Origin of the sequence: Streptomyces sp. NPDC093544 (genome assembly GCF_040683495.1) — a bacterium.
In the GTDB taxonomy this organism is placed as follows: Bacteria; Actinomycetota; Actinomycetes; order Streptomycetales; family Streptomycetaceae; genus Streptomyces.
Map to the genome: position 1 here is coordinate 76558 of NZ_JBFBEA010000002.1, position 16242 is coordinate 92799.

At 69.5% G+C, this 16242-nt stretch carries 13 protein-coding genes; 12 read left to right on the forward strand and 1 reads right to left on the reverse strand.

Going from position 1 to position 16242, the window contains the following annotated elements:
- Positions 1 to 129: 129 nt before the first annotated feature.
- Entirely contained in the window at positions 130 to 681 is a 552-nt protein-coding gene (locus tag AB0N66_RS02670) for a carbonic anhydrase (protein ID WP_365427519.1), read from the reverse strand.
- 422 nt (positions 682 to 1103) lie between these two features.
- Here AB0N66_RS02670 and rsmH point away from each other — a divergent pair, with 422 nt between their 5' ends.
- From rsmH to pgeF, 12 genes are all read left to right on the forward strand, one after another.
- Positions 1104 to 2060, forward strand: a complete 957-nt coding sequence (rsmH, locus tag AB0N66_RS02675) for a 16S rRNA (cytosine(1402)-N(4))-methyltransferase RsmH (RefSeq protein WP_365427523.1) — start codon at positions 1104 to 1106, stop codon at positions 2058 to 2060.
- Between the two features lie 276 nt (positions 2061 to 2336).
- Positions 2337 to 2891, forward strand: coding sequence for a hypothetical protein (locus AB0N66_RS02680; RefSeq protein WP_365427526.1), 555 nt, complete (start codon positions 2337 to 2339; stop codon positions 2889 to 2891).
- A 5-nt stretch (positions 2892 to 2896) separates the two neighbouring features.
- A complete protein-coding gene (locus tag AB0N66_RS02685; protein ID WP_365427529.1) occupies positions 2897 to 4849 on the forward strand; it encodes a penicillin-binding protein 2 in 1953 nt (650 codons plus the stop codon).
- 187 nt (positions 4850 to 5036) lie between these two features.
- A complete protein-coding gene (locus tag AB0N66_RS02690) occupies positions 5037 to 6560 on the forward strand; it encodes a UDP-N-acetylmuramoyl-L-alanyl-D-glutamate--2,6-diaminopimelate ligase (protein WP_365428451.1) in 1524 nt (507 codons plus the stop codon).
- Between the two features lie 4 nt (positions 6561 to 6564).
- Complete coding sequence (gene murF, locus AB0N66_RS02695; protein ID WP_365427532.1) at positions 6565 to 7968, forward strand: UDP-N-acetylmuramoyl-tripeptide--D-alanyl-D-alanine ligase; 1404 nt, start codon at positions 6565 to 6567, stop codon at positions 7966 to 7968.
- Positions 7968 to 9041 (forward strand): phospho-N-acetylmuramoyl-pentapeptide-transferase, encoded by a 1074-nt coding sequence (gene mraY, locus AB0N66_RS02700; RefSeq protein ID WP_365427536.1) that lies wholly within the window; start codon positions 7968 to 7970, stop codon positions 9039 to 9041. The genes murF and mraY overlap by 1 nt, the downstream gene beginning before the upstream one ends.
- On the forward strand, positions 9023 to 10450 hold the full coding sequence (gene murD, locus AB0N66_RS02705) for a UDP-N-acetylmuramoyl-L-alanine--D-glutamate ligase (protein ID WP_365427539.1): 1428 nt from the start codon (positions 9023 to 9025) through the stop codon (positions 10448 to 10450). Before mraY ends, murD begins: the two co-directional genes overlap by 19 nt.
- A gap of 195 nt (positions 10451 to 10645) precedes the next feature.
- Positions 10646 to 12010, forward strand: a complete 1365-nt coding sequence (ftsW, locus tag AB0N66_RS02710; protein WP_365427542.1) for a putative lipid II flippase FtsW — start codon at positions 10646 to 10648, stop codon at positions 12008 to 12010.
- Between the two features lie 6 nt (positions 12011 to 12016).
- Entirely contained in the window at positions 12017 to 13111 is a 1095-nt protein-coding gene (murG, locus tag AB0N66_RS02715) for an undecaprenyldiphospho-muramoylpentapeptide beta-N-acetylglucosaminyltransferase (RefSeq protein WP_365427545.1), read from the forward strand.
- 139 nt (positions 13112 to 13250) lie between these two features.
- Entirely contained in the window at positions 13251 to 14036 is a 786-nt protein-coding gene (locus AB0N66_RS02720; protein WP_365428455.1) for an FtsQ-type POTRA domain-containing protein, read from the forward strand.
- 275 nt (positions 14037 to 14311) lie between these two features.
- Positions 14312 to 15502, forward strand: coding sequence for a cell division protein FtsZ (gene ftsZ / locus AB0N66_RS02725; RefSeq protein ID WP_365427548.1), 1191 nt, complete (start codon positions 14312 to 14314; stop codon positions 15500 to 15502).
- Positions 15499 to 16236 (forward strand): peptidoglycan editing factor PgeF, encoded by a 738-nt coding sequence (gene pgeF, locus AB0N66_RS02730; RefSeq protein ID WP_365427551.1) that lies wholly within the window; start codon positions 15499 to 15501, stop codon positions 16234 to 16236. The genes ftsZ and pgeF overlap by 4 nt, the downstream gene beginning before the upstream one ends.
- Positions 16237 to 16242 lie beyond the last annotated feature (6 nt).

Consider the following 16242-nt stretch of genomic DNA (forward strand, 5'->3'; position numbering starts at 1 on the left):
CCGCCTGTGGATAACTGGCCGCTATATGTCTGTCTTGCGGTCTTTTGGGCATCGGGCGCTCATGATTTTTTGGTGAAGAGAGAGTCCCACAAGGGTTCGGACCGCCGTCGCGGGGGCCCGGTGAAGATGTCAGGCCGGGTCGATCTCGCGCAGCAGACCCGTCGTGACATCGAAGACGAAGCCGCGCACGTCGTCGGTGTGCAGCAGGAACGGCGAGGTGCGCACACGCTGCATCGACTGCCGCACGTCCTGTTCGACGTCCCGGAAGGCCTCCACCGCCCAGGCGGGGCGCTGGCCGACCTCCATCTCCAGATCGTGCCGGAAGTCCTCGGTGAGCGACTCCAGGCCGCAGCCGGTGTGGTGGATGAGGACGACGCTGCGCGTCCCGAGTGCCCGCTGGCTGATCGTGAGGGAGCGGATCACATCGTCGGTGACGACTCCGCCCGCGTTACGGATGGTGTGGCAGTCGCCCAGCTCGAGACCGAGCGCGGCGTGCAGGTCGAGCCGGGCGTCCATGCAGGCGACCACGGCGACACGCAGGACGGGACGGGCGTCCATCCCCGGATCGGCGAAGGCGGCGGCGTACCGCTGGTTCGCGTCGACGAGGCGGTCGGTCACGGTGGTGCCGTCGCTGGATATGGCGCCTTCGGGCTCGGTGGGAACGGATGCGGAGGTCGTCATACCTATGACGGTACTGGGCACATTTGAAGCGGTCCTGCCGTGAGAGGGACAAAGAACGTCATCGTGGCTTGTTGTGAGGTAACCCACACGGGCGGTGTCGGCTCGCCCGTATGGGTTGTTCTTTCCGATTTACGGCTTCATCGGGAGCGGGACTCACGACGCGCATGCCGGTTGATTGACCGCGAGACACCGTGGACTAAAGTGACGCGAAGCGGGAGGCGAGGCTCTCCCTGCTGGACTGTTTTCCCTGGAGACCCGGCGATTTTCCGGCGTTTCCCCACGTGCGCGGTGCGTACGTACGGCTCGGCCTCCTCCCGCTCCCGGTCGGCTGACGCCACTCTCCCGGCGCCAGCGGGCCTCCCCTTCTCGAGCGGGCGGGGACCCGGCGGTGCGTACGGCCTTGCCGGATCTGAGAGGGCCCCTTGAGTCAGAGTCGCCACGTCCCGGTGATGCTCCAGCGGTGCCTGGACATGCTGGCCCCGGCCCTCAACGGGCCCGGAGCCGTCGTCGTCGACTGCACCCTGGGGCTCGGCGGACACAGCGAAGCGCTCCTCACGCAGTTCCCCGAAGCCCGGCTCGTGGCCCTGGACCGCGACAAGGAGGCGCTGCGCCTCTCCGGGGAGCGGCTCGCCCCCTTCGGTGACCGTGCGACCCTCGTGCACGCCGTCTACGACGAACTCCCCGAGGTACTCGACCGCCTGGGCATCCCGCGCGTCCAGGGCATCCTGTTCGACCTCGGCGTCTCCTCCATGCAACTCGACGAGGCGGACCGCGGGTTCGCGTACGCGCAGGACGCTCCGCTCGACATGCGCATGGACCAGACGACCGGCATGAGCGCGGCCGAGGTGCTCAACACCTACCCGCCGGGCGAACTGGTGCGGATCCTGCGGGCGTACGGCGAGGAGAAGCAGGCCAAGCGGATCGTGTCGGCGGTCGTCCGTGAACGCGCGAAGGACCCCTTCAGCAACAGCGCGCGGCTCGTCGAACTGATCCGCGACTCGCTTCCCCAGGCGGCCAAGCGCACCGGCGGCAACCCCGCCAAGCGCACCTTCCAGGCGCTGCGCATCGAGGTCAACGGCGAACTCAGCGTCCTGGAGAGGGCGATTCCCGCGGCTGTGAAGACACTCGCGGTCGGCGGCCGGATCGCCGTCCTGTCGTACCACTCGCTGGAAGACCGGCTGGTCAAGCAGGTGTTCGCGGCCGGCGCCGCCAACACGGCGCCGCCCGGCCTGCCGGTCGTGCCCGAGCGCTACCAGCCCCGGCTCAAGCTGCTCACCCGCGGTGCCGAACTTCCCACCGAGGAAGAGGTCGCCGAGAACCGGCGAGCTGCTCCCGCCCGGCTGCGGGGGGCGCAGCGCATCCGTGAGGAAGCCGAGTGAGGCGCTCGGAGAGGGAGAACGAGTGAGTCGGAAACCTGAACTCGCGGGGTCGTGGGAGTGGAATGTCCCAACTCGCGGTCCGCGTCTCGGTGCGGCATCCAAACTCACGGGACCGAGTGGGTTGGGGATCCGGACGCCTGGTCGGCGTCCGGGCAGGACGTCCGAACCCACGGAGCGGAGTGAGTTGGGGATTCCGACTCGCGAGGTGGCACGGGTTGGAGATTCGAACTCACGGAGCGGCTGTGAGTGGGAGAACCGAACCCACAGGGAGGGTGTGTGAGTAGGAAGCCCGAACTGAGAGGGCGAGCGGCTCGGCTCGCCCGGCTTCTCCCGGCCGGTGCCGGGACAGCCGCCCGTACCCCCTTCGTCCTGCTGGTCGTGCTGCTGCTCGGCGGCGGTCTCATCGGCCTCCTCGTGCTGAACTCCGCGCTCAGCGCGGGCTCGTTCCAGCTCGACGACCTGCAGAAGGACACCAAGAGCCTCACCGACGAGGAGCAGGCGCTCCAGCGGGACGTGGACGCCTACGCCGCCCCCGACGCCCTCCAGCGCCGAGCCCGTGAACTGGGCATGGTCCCCGGCGGCGACCCGGCGTTCCTCGACCCGGACGGCACCGTCAAGGGCGTCCCCGGAGCGGCCGAGCAGTCCTCGGCACGCAATCCGGTGGTGCGCCCGCCCGAGGTCCTCGCCCCCGCGCCGAGTCCGACGCCGACTCCGACCGTGCCCGAGACTCCGACCGAGCCCCCCAACCCGACGCCGCCCACGGCCGCCGCCTCGGCGCAGCCGTCGATTGCCACCCCGTCCGCGCAGCCCCCCACAACACCCGGCAGGTGACGGAAGTGTCCGACAGGGAACCGCCGCGCCGCCGAGTGCCCGGCCCCGCCAGGCCCGTACGTCCCGGAGGCCAGCGGCGTCCGGGACCCGGCGCCAGCCCCGCGCGCCGCCCGAGCGCGCAGCGGCCCACGGGCCCCCGTGTCATCCGGCTCGGCAGCCCACGCCCCCGGCTCCGTATGGTCAGCCTCGCGCTGACGCTGGTGATGATCGCCTTTGTCGTACGGCTGCTCCAGGTGCAGGCCGTGGACGCGAGTACGTATGTCGCGAAGGCCGAGCAGAACCGGTACGTCGGGCGCACGCTGGCCGCCGAGCGCGGGGGGATCACGGACCGCAACGGCGTCGAGCTGGCGACCAGCGTGGACGCGTACGACATCACGGCCGACCCCACGTTGTTCACGCAGGAGGCCACGAAGACGGCGGACGCGCCCGAGCAGGCCGCCGCGCTGCTCGCTCCGATCCTCGGCCAGAACGCGGAGACGGTCACCAAGAAGCTGAAGACGAAGAACACGCGCTACACCCTGCTCGCGAACCGCCAGACCCCTCAGGTCTGGACGCAGATCAAGGACCTGAGGAACACGCTCGCGGCCAAGGCCGAGACCGACCCGAGCACGGTCAACGTCCTCGGGGGCATCGTCGCGGTCCCCGCCAGCAAGCGCGTTTACCCGAACGGAGATCTCGCCGCCGGGATACTGGGCTGGGTCAACGCAGACGGCAAGGGCGGCGGCGGGCTCGAACAGGAGCTGAACAAGGAACTGGCGGGCAAGGACGGCGAGATCCGGTACGCGCAGTCCGGCGGCCTCCAAGTCCCCACCGCCGGCTCCACCGAGACGCCCGCCGTGGCGGGCTCCGACTTCGAGCTGACCATCGACCGTGACATTCAGTGGGCCGCGCAGAACGCCATCACCGAGCAGGTGAAGGAGTCCAAGGCGGACAGCGGGTACGTGATAGTGCAGGACACGCAGACCGGCGAGATCCTCGCCATGGCCAACTCGCCGGGCTTCGACCCGAACGACCTCTCCCAGGCCGACTCGGCGGCGCTGGGCAACGCGGCCGTCCAGGACGCGTACGAGCCCGGTTCCACCGCCAAGGTCATGTCGATGGCCGCCGTGCTGGAGGAGAACGTGGCCACGCCCCAGACGCATGTGGTCGTGCCCAACCGGCTGCAGCGCGGGGACCGGCTCTTCCAGGACGACATCGACCACCCGACCTGGAACCTGACGCTCAACGGCGTGCTCGCCAAGTCCAGCAACATCGGCACCATCCTGGCGGCCGGCCAGCTCGGCAAGACGCAGAAGGAGGCCAACCAGGTCCTCTACTCGTATCTGCGCAAGTTCGGCATCGGCGGCTCCACCGGACTGGGCTTCCCCGGCGAGACGAAGGGCATCCTCGCGCCCCCCGAGGACTGGTCGACCTCGCAGCAGTACACGATTCCTTTCGGCCAGGGCGTGTCGCTCAGCGCACTGCAGGCGGCCTCCGTCTACTCGACGATCGCCAACGGCGGCGTACGCGTCGAACCGACGCTCGTGCGCGGTACGAAGGGGGCCGACGGCCGCTTCACGCCCGCCGTCGAGCCCAAGAAGACCAGGGTCGTCAGCGAGAAGACGGCGAAGACCCTCGCCCAGATGCTGGAGTCCGTCGTGGACGACGAGCAGGGCACCGGCACCAAGGCGCGCATTCCCGGCTACCGGGTAGCGGGCAAGACGGGTACGGCCAACCGCGTGGATCCGGCCACCGGCAAGTACAACGGGTACACCTCGTCGTTCGCCGGGTTCGCGCCCGCCGACAACCCGCGTATCACTGTGTACTGCGCGATCCAGAACGCCACCAAGGGCAGCTACTTCGGCGGCCAGATCTGCGGGCCCATCTACAAGGAGGTCATGGAGTTCGCCCTGAAGACGCTTCAGGTACCGCCCACCGGGGCCAAGGCCGCGAATCTCCCCGTGACCTTCACGCCCTGATCAGCACGGAAACAGCCAGGAACCGCTCGTGACAACGCTCACCCCCGATCCCGGGAACCACGCCGTGCCGCACACCCCGCCGCGCGGCCCGTCCACGCCCTCACTTCGCTCCGGCGGGGGTGCGCCCGGTACGCTCACCGCCGTGCCAGACGCTGATCAGTCCCAAACCACCCAGAAGGGCGTTCCTGTGACATATCCGGGGCCGCCACGACCGGTTCAGAACCCCGCCACACCCCTGGCGGAACTTGCCGATCAGCTGGGTGCCCAGACGCAACAGGGCGCTGCCGTGGAGGTCACGGGCATCACCCACGACTCCCGCGCCGTGCGCCGCGGCGACCTGTACGCCGCGCTGCCGGGCGCCCGCCTGCACGGCGCCGACTTCGTGACGCAGGCGGCCGGCCTCGGTGCCGTCGCCGTGCTGACCGACCCGACGGGCGCCGAACGGGCCGCGGCCACCGGCCTGCCCGTCCTCGTTGTCGATGACCCGCGCGGGCAGATGGGGGAGCTGGCGGCCACGATCTACGGTCACCCCGGGCCCGACCTGCTCCAGATCGGCATCACCGGCACCTCCGGCAAGACCACCACGGCGTATCTCGTCGAAGGCGGTCTGCGGACGGTCCACACCACCGGTCTGATCGGCACCGTCGAGATGCGGATCGGCGACGAGCGCATCAAGTCGGAGCGCACGACGCCCGAAGCGACCGATCTCCAGGCGCTGTTCGCGGTGATGCGTGAACGCGGGGTAGAGGCGGTCGCCATGGAGATTTCCAGCCACGCGCTGGTCCTCGGCCGGGTCGACGCCTGCGTCTTCGACATCGCCGTCTTCAACAACCTCAGCCGGGAACACATGGAGTTCCACTCCGGCATGGAGGACTACTTCCAGGCCAAGGCGCAGCTGTTCACACCGGAACGCAGCAGGCTGGGCGTGGTCAATCTCGATGACGAGTACGGGCGCAGGCTGGCCAAGGAGGCCACCGTCCCGGTCGTCACCTTCTCCTCCGAGGGCCACCCCGATGCCGACTGGCGCGCCCAGGACGTCGAAATCGGCCCCATGGACTCGACGTTCACCGCCGTCGGCCCCAAGGGCGAGCGGATCAACGCCAGGTCGCCGCTCGCGGGCACCTTCAACGTCGCGAACACGCTCGCCGCGCTCGTCGCCCTCGCCGCGGCCGGGCTCGACCCGCAGACCGCCGCCGACGGCATCGCGGCCGTTCCGGGAGTCCCGGGCCGCCTGGAGCGGGTGGACGCGGGCCAGCCCTATCTGGCGGTGGTCGACTACGCGCACAAGACGGACGCCGTCGAATCGGTCCTGCGCGCGCTGCGTAAGGTGACGACCGGTCACCTGCACGTGGTGCTCGGCTGTGGCGGCGACCGCGACAAGACCAAGCGCAAGCCCATGGGCGCCGCCGTCGCCCGGCTCGCCGACACCGCCGTACTGACCTCCGACAACCCCCGCTCCGAGGACCCTCTCGCGATCCTCGCCACGATGGTCGCGGGGGCCGCCGAGGTGCCGGCGTACGAGCGCGGCGAGGTCCAGGTCTTCGAGGACCGGGCCGCGGCCATCGCAGCCGCTGTCGCCCGCGCGCAGCCGGGCGACACCGTGCTGGTCGCGGGCAAGGGCCACGAGCAGGGCCAGGACATCGCCGGGGTGGTGCGTCCCTTCGACGACCGCCAGGTGCTTCGCGAAGCTATCCAGAAGACCCAGGGATGAACTTGTGATCGCCCTCTCTCTCGCCGAGATCTCAGCAGTCGTCGGCGGGCAGACGTACGACATACCGGATCCGGCGGTACAGGTCACCGGACCCGTCGTCATCGACTCCCGCCAGGTGAAGGACGGCAGCCTGTTCGCCGCCTTCGTGGGCGAACGCGTGGACGGCCACGACTTCGCCCAGGCGGTCGTCGACGCGGGCGCGGTGGCCGTGCTGGCCTCCCGGCCCGTCGGCGTCCCCGCGATCGTCGTGGCGGACGTACAGGCGGCCCTTGGTGCCCTCGCGCGCCATGTCGTCGAACGGCTCGGCGCGACCCTCGTGGCGCTGACCGGTTCGGCCGGCAAGACCAGCACCAAGGACCTCATCGCGCAGGTACTGCGCAGCAAGGCGCCGACGGTCTTCACGCCGGGCTCGTTCAACAACGAGATCGGGCTGCCGCTCACCGCGCTCAGCGCCACCGAGGAGACCAGGTTCCTGGTCCTGGAGATGGGCGCCCGCGGCATCGGCCACATCCGGTACCTGACGAACCTCACCCCGCCGAAGATCGGCCTCGTCCTCAACGTCGGCACCGCCCACATCGGCGAGTTCGGCGGCCGTGAGCAGATCGCGCAGGCGAAGGGCGAGTTGGTCGAGGGCCTTCCGGAGGACGGCGCGGCGATCCTCAACGCCGACGATCCCCTCGTACGCGCCATGGCTTCGCGTACGAAGGCACGCGTGATCCTCTTCGGAGAGTCCGACGAAGCGGACGTACGCGCCGAGAACGTCCGTCTCACGGAGAGCGGACAGCCTTCCTTCAGCCTTCACACACCCTCCGGGTGCAGTGACGTGACCATGCGCCTGTACGGTGAGCACCACGTGTCGAACGCGCTCGCCGCGGCCGCCGTCGCCCATGAGCTGGGCTTGTCCGCAGACGAGATCGCAGGTGCGCTCTCCGAGGCGGGCACCCTCTCCCGCTGGCGGATGGAGGTCACCGAGCGCCCGGACGGCGTGACGGTCGTCAACGACGCCTACAACGCGAACCCCGAGTCCATGCGAGCCGCCCTGCGCGCGCTCGTGGCCATGGGCAGAGGGCGTCGTACGTGGGCGGTGCTCGGTCAGATGGCCGAGCTCGGGGACGAGGCGCTCGCCGAGCACGACGCGATCGGGCGGCTCGCCGTCCGACTCAACGTCAGCAAGCTCGTCGCGGTCGGGGGCAGGGAAGCGTCCTGGCTCCAACTGGGCGCATATAACGAGGGTTCGTGGGGTGAGGAGTCGGTGCACGTGTCCGACGCACAGGCGGCTGTCGACCTGTTGCGCAGTGAACTGCGCCCGGGGGACGTCGTGCTCGTGAAGGCGTCCCGGTCGGTCGGGCTCGAACGGGTGGCGCTCGCGCTGCTCGACGGCGGCGTTGAGGGCGAGGTTGTCGCCTGATGATGAATCAGATCCTGTTCTCGGGCGTCATCGGTCTCTTCCTGACGCTGATCGGCACACCGCTGCTGATCAAGCTGCTGGCCAGGAAGGGCTACGGCCAGTACATCCGCGACGACGGCCCGCGCGAGCACCATGCCAAGCGCGGTACGCCGACCATGGGTGGTATCGCCTTCATCCTGGCGACGATCATCGCGTACTTCCTGTCCAAGGTGATCACCGGCAAACCGCCGACGTTCTCGGGTCTGCTGGTGCTCGGCCTGATGTCGGGCATGGGTCTGGTCGGCTTCCTGGACGACTACATCAAGATCGTCAAGCGGCGTTCGCTCGGTCTTCGGGCCAAGGCGAAGATGGCCGGACAGCTGACCGTCGGTATCGCCTTCGCGGTACTGGCCCTTCAGTTCGCCGACAACCTCGGCAACACCCCGGCCTCCACGAAGCTCTCCTTCGTCCAGGACTTCGGCTGGTCCATCGGCCCGGTGCTGTTCGTGGTCTGGGCGCTGTTCATGATCCTGGCGATGTCGAACGGCGTGAACCTGACGGACGGTCTGGACGGCCTCGCCACCGGCGCCGCGACGATGGTGTTCGGCGCCTACACCTTCATCGGTGTCTGGCAGTTCCAGGAGTCCTGCGCCAACGCGCAGACCCTCACCAACCCGGCCGCCTGCTACGTGGTACGAGATCCACTGGACCTCGCGGTGGTCGCCTCGGCCCTCATGGGCTCCTGCTTCGGCTTCCTGTGGTGGAACACCTCGCCGGCCAAGATCTTCATGGGCGACACTGGCTCGCTGGCCCTCGGCGGCGCGCTCGCCGGTCTCGCGATCTGCTCCCGCACGGAGCTTCTGGTCGCCCTGCTCGGCGGCCTCTTCGTCCTCATCACCATGTCGGTGGTCATCCAGGTCGGCTCCTTCAAGATGACCGGCAAGCGAGTCTTCCGAATGGCGCCACTCCAACACCACTTCGAACTCAAAGGGTGGTCCGAAGTCCTTGTCGTGGTCCGCTTCTGGATCATCCAGGGCATGTGCGTGATCGTCGGTCTCGGCGTCTTCTACGCAGGATGGGCAGCCCAGAAGTGACCAACTGGCAGGGCAGGAACGTCACCGTCGCCGGCCTCGGTGTCTCCGGGATCCCGGCGGCCAAGGCGCTCCATGGTCTCGGCGCGGTCGTCACGGTCGTCAACGACGGCGACGACGACCGCTCCCGGGACCAGGCCGCGGACCTGGAGGCGCTCGGCATCACCGTGCGCCTCGGTGACGGCGCCACCCTGCCGGAGGGCACCGACCTCATCGTCACGGCGCCCGGCTGGAAGCCGGACAAGCCGCTGTTCGCCGCGGCCGCCGAGGCCGGCGTCCCGGTCTGGGGCGACGTGGAGCTTGCCTGGCGGCTCAGGGGCCCCGATGCGGCTCCCTGGCTCGCCGTCACCGGCACCAACGGCAAGACCACCACCGTCCAGATGCTCGCCTCGATCCTGGCGGCGGCAGGACTGCGTACGGCGGCCGTCGGCAACATCGGGGTCTCGCTCCTCGACGCGGTCCTCGGCGAGGAGACGTACGACGTCCTGGCCGTGGAACTGTCGAGCTACCAGCTGCACTGGGCGCCCTCGCTGCGCGCCCACTCCGCCGCCGTACTGAACCTGGCGCCCGACCACCTCGACTGGCACGGCTCCATGGAGGCGTACGCCGCCGACAAGGGCCGTATCTACGAGGGTAATCGGGTCGCCTGCGTCTACAACGTGGCCGACAAGGCCACCGAGGAACTGGTGCGCGAGGCGGACGTCGAGGAGGGCTGCCGGGCGATCGGCTTCACTCTCGCCGCGCCCGGGCCCTCCCAACTCGGTGTCGTGGACGGCATCCTGGTCGACCGTGCCTTTGTCGACAACCGGCAGAAGAACGCCCAGGAGCTGGCGGAGGTGTCGGACGTCAATCCGCCCGCCCCGCACAACATCGCCAACGCGCTCGCGGCGGCGGCCCTGGCCCGCGCCTTCGGGGTGCCCGCCGCGGCCGTACGGGACGGTCTGCGGGCCTTCCGGCCGGACGCCCACCGTATCGCGCACGTCGCCGATGTGGACGGGGTCGCGTACATCGACGACTCCAAGGCCACCAACACCCATGCGGCGGAAGCCTCCTTGGCCGCCTACGAGTCGATCGTGTGGATCGCGGGCGGGCTCGCCAAGGGCGCGACCTTCGACGAACTGGTGGCCAAGTCGGCAAAGCGACTCCGCGGTGCCGTGCTGATCGGCGCCGACCGGGCCCTCATCCGGGAAGCGCTCGCGCGACACGCGCCGCAAGTACCGGTCGTCGACCTCGACCGGACCGACACTGGGGCGATGCTCGCGGCGGTTCAGGAGGCGCGGGGGCTCGCTCAGGCGGGCGACACGGTGCTGCTGGCGCCGGCTTGCGCCTCCATGGATATGTTCGCCAACTACAACAAGCGCGGTGACGCTTTCGCGGAAGCGGTTCGCGAACTCGGCGCCGCCAGCGCCTGACGGCGGGTCTGAAGCCGCTGTCCCGGGCGCCCGGGACCCTTGGGAGCGACGCGTGACGCCATCGTGGTCGGTGCTCCGTCGGCGGCTTTCCGCCGGTGGCACGGCGCTGTTCCAGCCCTTCCCTCCCCTCGTGTCCCAAAAGCCTGGGGAGATCCCCGGCGGGACGCCCACCCACAGCGACGACGGGAGCCGGTGATGCCCAGCAGCCGCACCGGCCGGCCGCCGGTCCAGCGGGCCTCGAAGCGGCCCACCGCCGCCCGCCCCCCGCGCGACAACCCCCTGCACACCTTCTACGTACGCGTCCGCAAAGCCTGGGACCGGCCGCTGACCGCGTACTACCTGATCCTCGGCGGCAGCCTGCTGATCACCGTGCTCGGTCTGGTGATGGTCTACTCGGCCTCGCAGATCACGGCGTTGCAGCTGTCGCTGCCGGGGTCGTACTTCTTCCGCAAGCAGTTCCTGGCCGCCTGTATCGGGGGCGTGCTGATGTTCGTCGCCTCACGGATGCCGGTGCGGCTGCACCGGGCGCTGGCGTATCCGATACTGGCCGGCTCCGTCTTCCTGATGATCCTGGTGCAGGTGCCGGGGATAGGAGTGGCGGTCAACGGCAACCAGAACTGGATCTCCGTCGGCGGACCCTTCCAGCTCCAGCCGAGCGAGTTCGGCAAGCTCGCGCTCGTGCTGTGGGGCGCCGATCTGCTCGCCCGTAAACAGGACAAGCGGCTGCTGGCGCAGTGGAAGCACATGCTGGTGCCGCTGGTTCCGGTGGCCTTCATGCTGCTCGGGCTGATCATGCTCGGCGGCGACATGGGGACGGCGATCATCCTCACGGCCATCCTCTTCGGGCTGTTGTGGCTGGCCGGGGCGCCCACCCGGCTCTTCGGGGGTGTGCTGTCCATCGCCCTGACGCTCGGCTTCATCCTCATCAAGACCAGCCCGAACCGGATGGCCCGCCTCGCCTGCATCGGTGCCACCGACCCGGGCCCGAACGACCAGTGCTGGCAGGCGGTGCACGGTATCTACGCGCTCGCCTCCGGCGGCCTCTTCGGGTCCGGTCTCGGCGCCAGTGTGGAAAAATGGGGCCAACTGCCCGAAGCGCACACGGACTTCATCTTCGCGATCACCGGGGAGGAACTGGGCCTCGCGGGGACGCTGTCGGTGCTCGCCCTCTTCGCGGCTCTAGGCTATGCGGGTATCCGCGTGGCCGGACGCACGGAGGACCCCTTCGTGAGGTATGCCGCGGGAGGCGTGACCACCTGGATCACGGCCCAGGCCGTGATCAACGTCGGTGCGGTGCTCGGTCTGCTGCCGATCGCCGGTGTCCCGCTCCCGCTGTTCTCCTACGGGGGTTCCGCGCTGCTGCCGACCATGTTCGCCATCGGACTGCTGATCGCCTTCGCGCGCGACGATCCCGCCGCGCGGGGGGCGCTCGCGATGCGGCAACCCCGCTTTGGCAGAAGGCGGGCTGCGGTGAGAGGCTCCGCGGGGGCCGCGGGGCCTCGGAGATGGAACACAATGCGACGGCGTGCCTCGGCGGCGCGTTCGTCCGGAGAGCGGTGAATTTCGGTGCATGTCGTACTCGCCGGCGGGGGGACCGCCGGCCACATCGAGCCCGCGCTGGCCCTCGCGGACGCCCTGCGCAGGCAGGACCCGACCGTGGGCATCACGGCACTGGGCACGGAGCGCGGCCTTGAGACCCGACTCGTACCCGAGCGGGGTTACGATCTCGCGCTGATCCCCGCAGTCCCGCTGCCGCGCAAGCCCACCCCCGAGCTCATCACCGTCCCCGGGCGGCTGCGCGGCACCATCAAGGCGGCCGAGCAGATCATGGAGCGCACCAAGGCGGACGCGGTCGTCGGCTTCGGCGGGTATGTCGCCCTGCCCGGCTATCTCGCCGCCAAGCGCCTCGGCGTGCCGATCATCGTCCACGAGGCCAACGCCCGGCCCGGCCTGGCCAACAAGATCGGTTCGCGCTACGCCGCCCAGGTCGCCGTCTCCACCCCGGACAGCAAGCTCCGCGGCGCCCGCTACATCGGCATCCCGCTGCGCCGCGCCATCGCCACCCTCGACCGGGCCGCCGTACGCCCCGAGGCCCGCGCCGCCTTCGGCCTCGACCCCGCGCTGCCGACCCTGCTGGTCTCGGGCGGCTCGCAGGGCGCCCGCCACCTCAACGAGGTCATCGAGCGGGTCGCCCCTTACCTCCAGCAGGCCGGTATCCAGATCCTGCACGCGGTCGGCCCGAAGAACGAACTGCCGCAGGTCCACCAGATGCCGGGAATGCCCCCGTACATCCCGGTACCGTACGTGGACCGGATGGACCTCGCGTACGCCGCGGCCGACATGATGCTCTGCCGCGCGGGCGCGATGACCGTCGCCGAACTCTCCGCCGTCGGGCTCCCCGCCGCCTACGTCCCGCTGCCCATCGGCAACGGCGAACAGCGGCTGAACGCCCAGCCGGTGGTCAAGGCCGGCGGCGGCCTGCTTGTCGACGACGCGGACCTGACGCCCGAGTGGATCCAGGGCAACGTCCTGCCCGTGCTCGGCGACCCGCACCGGTTGTACGAGATGTCCCGCGCCGCCAGTGAGTTCGGCCGTCGGGACGCCGACGACCTGCTCGTCGGCATGGTGTACGAGGCGATCGCCTCGCACCGCCGCCAGTAACGCTCGGCGAGTGAGCCGAAGGGGCGCGTCGGTGTCGAGAGGTCGAGCGCGCGGAGGCCCGAAGGGCTGAGCACGGTCGGGCTCTCGACACCGACTTGGGCGCCCCGGAGGCGGACCGAGCCAGGGAAAGGGAGTGCGCGTGGCCGGACCGACGACCGCCGAGCGCGGCGAACGGCAGAAGGTGGAGTCCGGCCCGCCCCGGCGGCCCCGTATCAGGCGGCCGGCCCGGCCCCGTACGCTCATCATCCTTTTGCTCGCCGCGGTGTTGCTCGGCGCCGCTTCCGTGTGGGTTCTCTACGGCTCGAAGTGGCTGCGCGTGGAGCGTGTATCGGCCTCCGGGATGCGGGTACTGACGGATCAGCAGGTGCGAGAAGCGGCCGATGTTCCGGTCGGATCGCCGCTGATTTCCATCGACACCGACGCCATTGAGGAACGACTCCGGCGGAAATTGCCCCGAATTGACTCGGTTGATGTCGTCCGTTCCTGGCCGCATGGAATCGGACTGAAAGTGACCGAGCGCACTCCGGTCCTGATTGAAGAAAAGGGCGGAAAGTTCGTCGAAGTGGACGCCAAGGGTGTGCGTTTCGCGACGGTTTCGGATGCTCCGAAGAGCGTGCCCGTACTGGAATTGACGGTCTCTCAGTCGGTGGGCCTGCGTCGCTTCGGGGCCGACCGGCTGGTGCGCGAGGCGGTGACGGTCGCCGGTGACATTCCGGCCGCCGTCGCCCGCGACACCCAAGTCGTCAAGGTTGGCTCGTACGACTCCATCTCGCTGGAGTTGAAGGGCGGCCGGACCGTCGAGTGGGGGAGTGGCGAGAAGGGCGTGGCGAAGGCCCGTACGCTCACCGCTCTCATGAAAGCCGCTCCCGAGGCGCGGCACTTCGACGTAAGTGTTCCCACCGCCCCTGCGTCATCAGGGAGTTGACGCACATCTGCGCAGGCCAGCACCCTGGTTGGGCACTGCTACGGCTGATCACATAGGGTGAAAAGAAAAACGGGAGGTTCGGCGTGTTCGTTGAACGTGCGCCACTTGTCGACTTAGTGTCCTGTTCGGAAGAGTCCAAGGAACAGACACACTGGTAACCCTAAACTTCAACGTTAGGGTTCGGGTCGGCGTTCGGACCGTCCCATTCGGCATCAGTCGTCGGATCGCGAACATGCGAGGCGACGACACGTAACTCGAGGCGAGAGGCCTTCGACGTGGCAGCACCGCAGAACTACCTCGCAGTCATCAAAGTCATCGGTGTCGGCGGCGGTGGTGTCAATGCCATCAACCGGATGATCGAGGTCGGTCTCAAGGGCGTCGAGTTCATCGCCATCAACACCGACGCGCAAGCTCTGTTGATGAGCGACGCCGACGTCAAGCTCGACGTCGGCCGGGAACTCACCCGCGGACTCGGCGCCGGAGCCAACCCGGCCGTCGGCCGCAAGGCGGCCGAGGACCACCGCGAGGAGATCGAGGAGGTCCTCAAGGGGGCCGACATGGTCTTCGTGACAGCCGGCGAAGGCGGCGGCACCGGCACCGGCGGCGCACCCGTCGTCGCCAACATCGCCCGCTCGCTCGGCGCCCTCACCATCGGCGTGGTCACGCGCCCGTTCACCTTCGAGGGTCGGCGCCGGGCCAACCAGGCGGAGGACGGCATCGCCGAACTCCGTGAAGAGGTCGACACCCTCATCGTCATCCCGAACGACCGGCTGCTGTCCATCTCGGACCGCCAGGTCTCCGTCCTCGACGCCTTCAAGTCGGCGGACCAGGTCCTGTTGTCGGGTGTTCAGGGCATCACCGATCTCATCACCACGCCCGGTCTGATCAACCTCGACTTCGCCGACGTCAAGTCCGTGATGTCCGAGGCCGGTTCGGCCCTCATGGGGATCGGCTCGGCCCGCGGCGACGACCGCGCGGTGGCGGCTGCCGAGATGGCGATCTCCTCGCCGCTCCTGGAAGCCTCCATCGACGGCGCCCGCGGCGTGCTGCTCTCCATCTCCGGCGGCTCAGACCTCGGTCTCTTCGAGATCAACGAGGCGGCCCAGCTGGTGAGCGAGGCCGCGCACCCCGAGGCCAACATCATCTTCGGCGCGGTCATCGACGACGCGCTCGGCGACGAGGTGCGGGTCACCGTCATCGCCGCCGGCTTCGACGGCGGTCAGCCGCCGACGAAGCGGGACAACATCCTCGGCTCGTCCTCGGCCAAGCGCGAGGAGCCCACTCCGGTGCGGTCCTCCGACAGCCGTCCGTCCTTCGGCTCGCTCGGCAGCGTCACGCCGAAGGAGACGTCGGCGCCCGCGCCGGAGCCGGTGAACGAGATCCCGGTCTCGCCGCCGGTCCCGCCGTCCCGTTCGTACTCGGACAGCGCGGCCGAAGAGCTGGACGTGCCGGACTTCCTGAAGTGATAGGACAGCGCTCCGGAACGAGCACAGTGAGCGGCGCGCACTTCGCCTTCACCGACAGGTGGGGCGGGGTGAGCGCCGTTCCGTACGAGGAGCTCAACCTCGGCGGAGCGGTCGGCGACGACCCCGACGCCGTAGGGACCAATCGTGAACTGGCCGCCAAATCGCTGGGTCTTGACCCGGCCAGGGTGGTCTGGATGAACCAGGTGCACGGCAACCTCGTCGCCGAGGTCGACGGGCCGTGGACCAGTCGGCTCACCCCGCCGGTCGACGGTCTGGTGACCGCGACCCGAGGTCTCGCCCTCGCCGTGCTCACCGCCGACTGTGTCCCGGTCCTGCTGGCCGACCCAGTCGCCGGAGTGGTCGCCGCGGCGCACGCGGGGCGGCCCGGCATGGTCGCCGGGATCGTGCCCGAGGCCATCGACGCCATGGAGTCGCTGGGCGCCGACCCTGCGCGCATCGTCGCGCGCACCGGGCCCGCCGTCTGCGGCCGTTGCTATGAAGTACCGGAAGCGATGCGCGCCGAAGTCGCCGCCGTCGAATCCGCGGCGTACGCCGAGACGAGTTGGGGTACCCCGTCGGTCGACGTGGTCGCGGGGGTGCACGCGCAGCTCGAACGGCTCGGCGTACGTGACCGGGAGCAGTCGCCGGTGTGCACGCTCGAGTCGGCGGACCACTTCTCCTACCGTCGCGACCGCACCACCGGGCGGCTCGCCGGTTATGTCTGGCTGGACTGATAGGAC

Coding starts and splice junctions, on each gene's coding strand:
- AB0N66_RS02670 (WP_365427519.1), bottom strand. CDS start 681: ATGACGACCTCCGCATCCGTTCCCACCGAGCCCGAAGGCGCCATATCC.
- ftsW (WP_365427542.1), top strand. CDS start 10,646: ATGCCCAGCAGCCGCACCGGCCGGCCGCCGGTCCAGCGGGCCTCGAAG.
- murD (WP_365427539.1), top strand. CDS start 9,023: ATGGGCAGCCCAGAAGTGACCAACTGGCAGGGCAGGAACGTCACCGTC.
- mraY (WP_365427536.1), top strand. CDS start 7,968: ATGATGAATCAGATCCTGTTCTCGGGCGTCATCGGTCTCTTCCTGACG.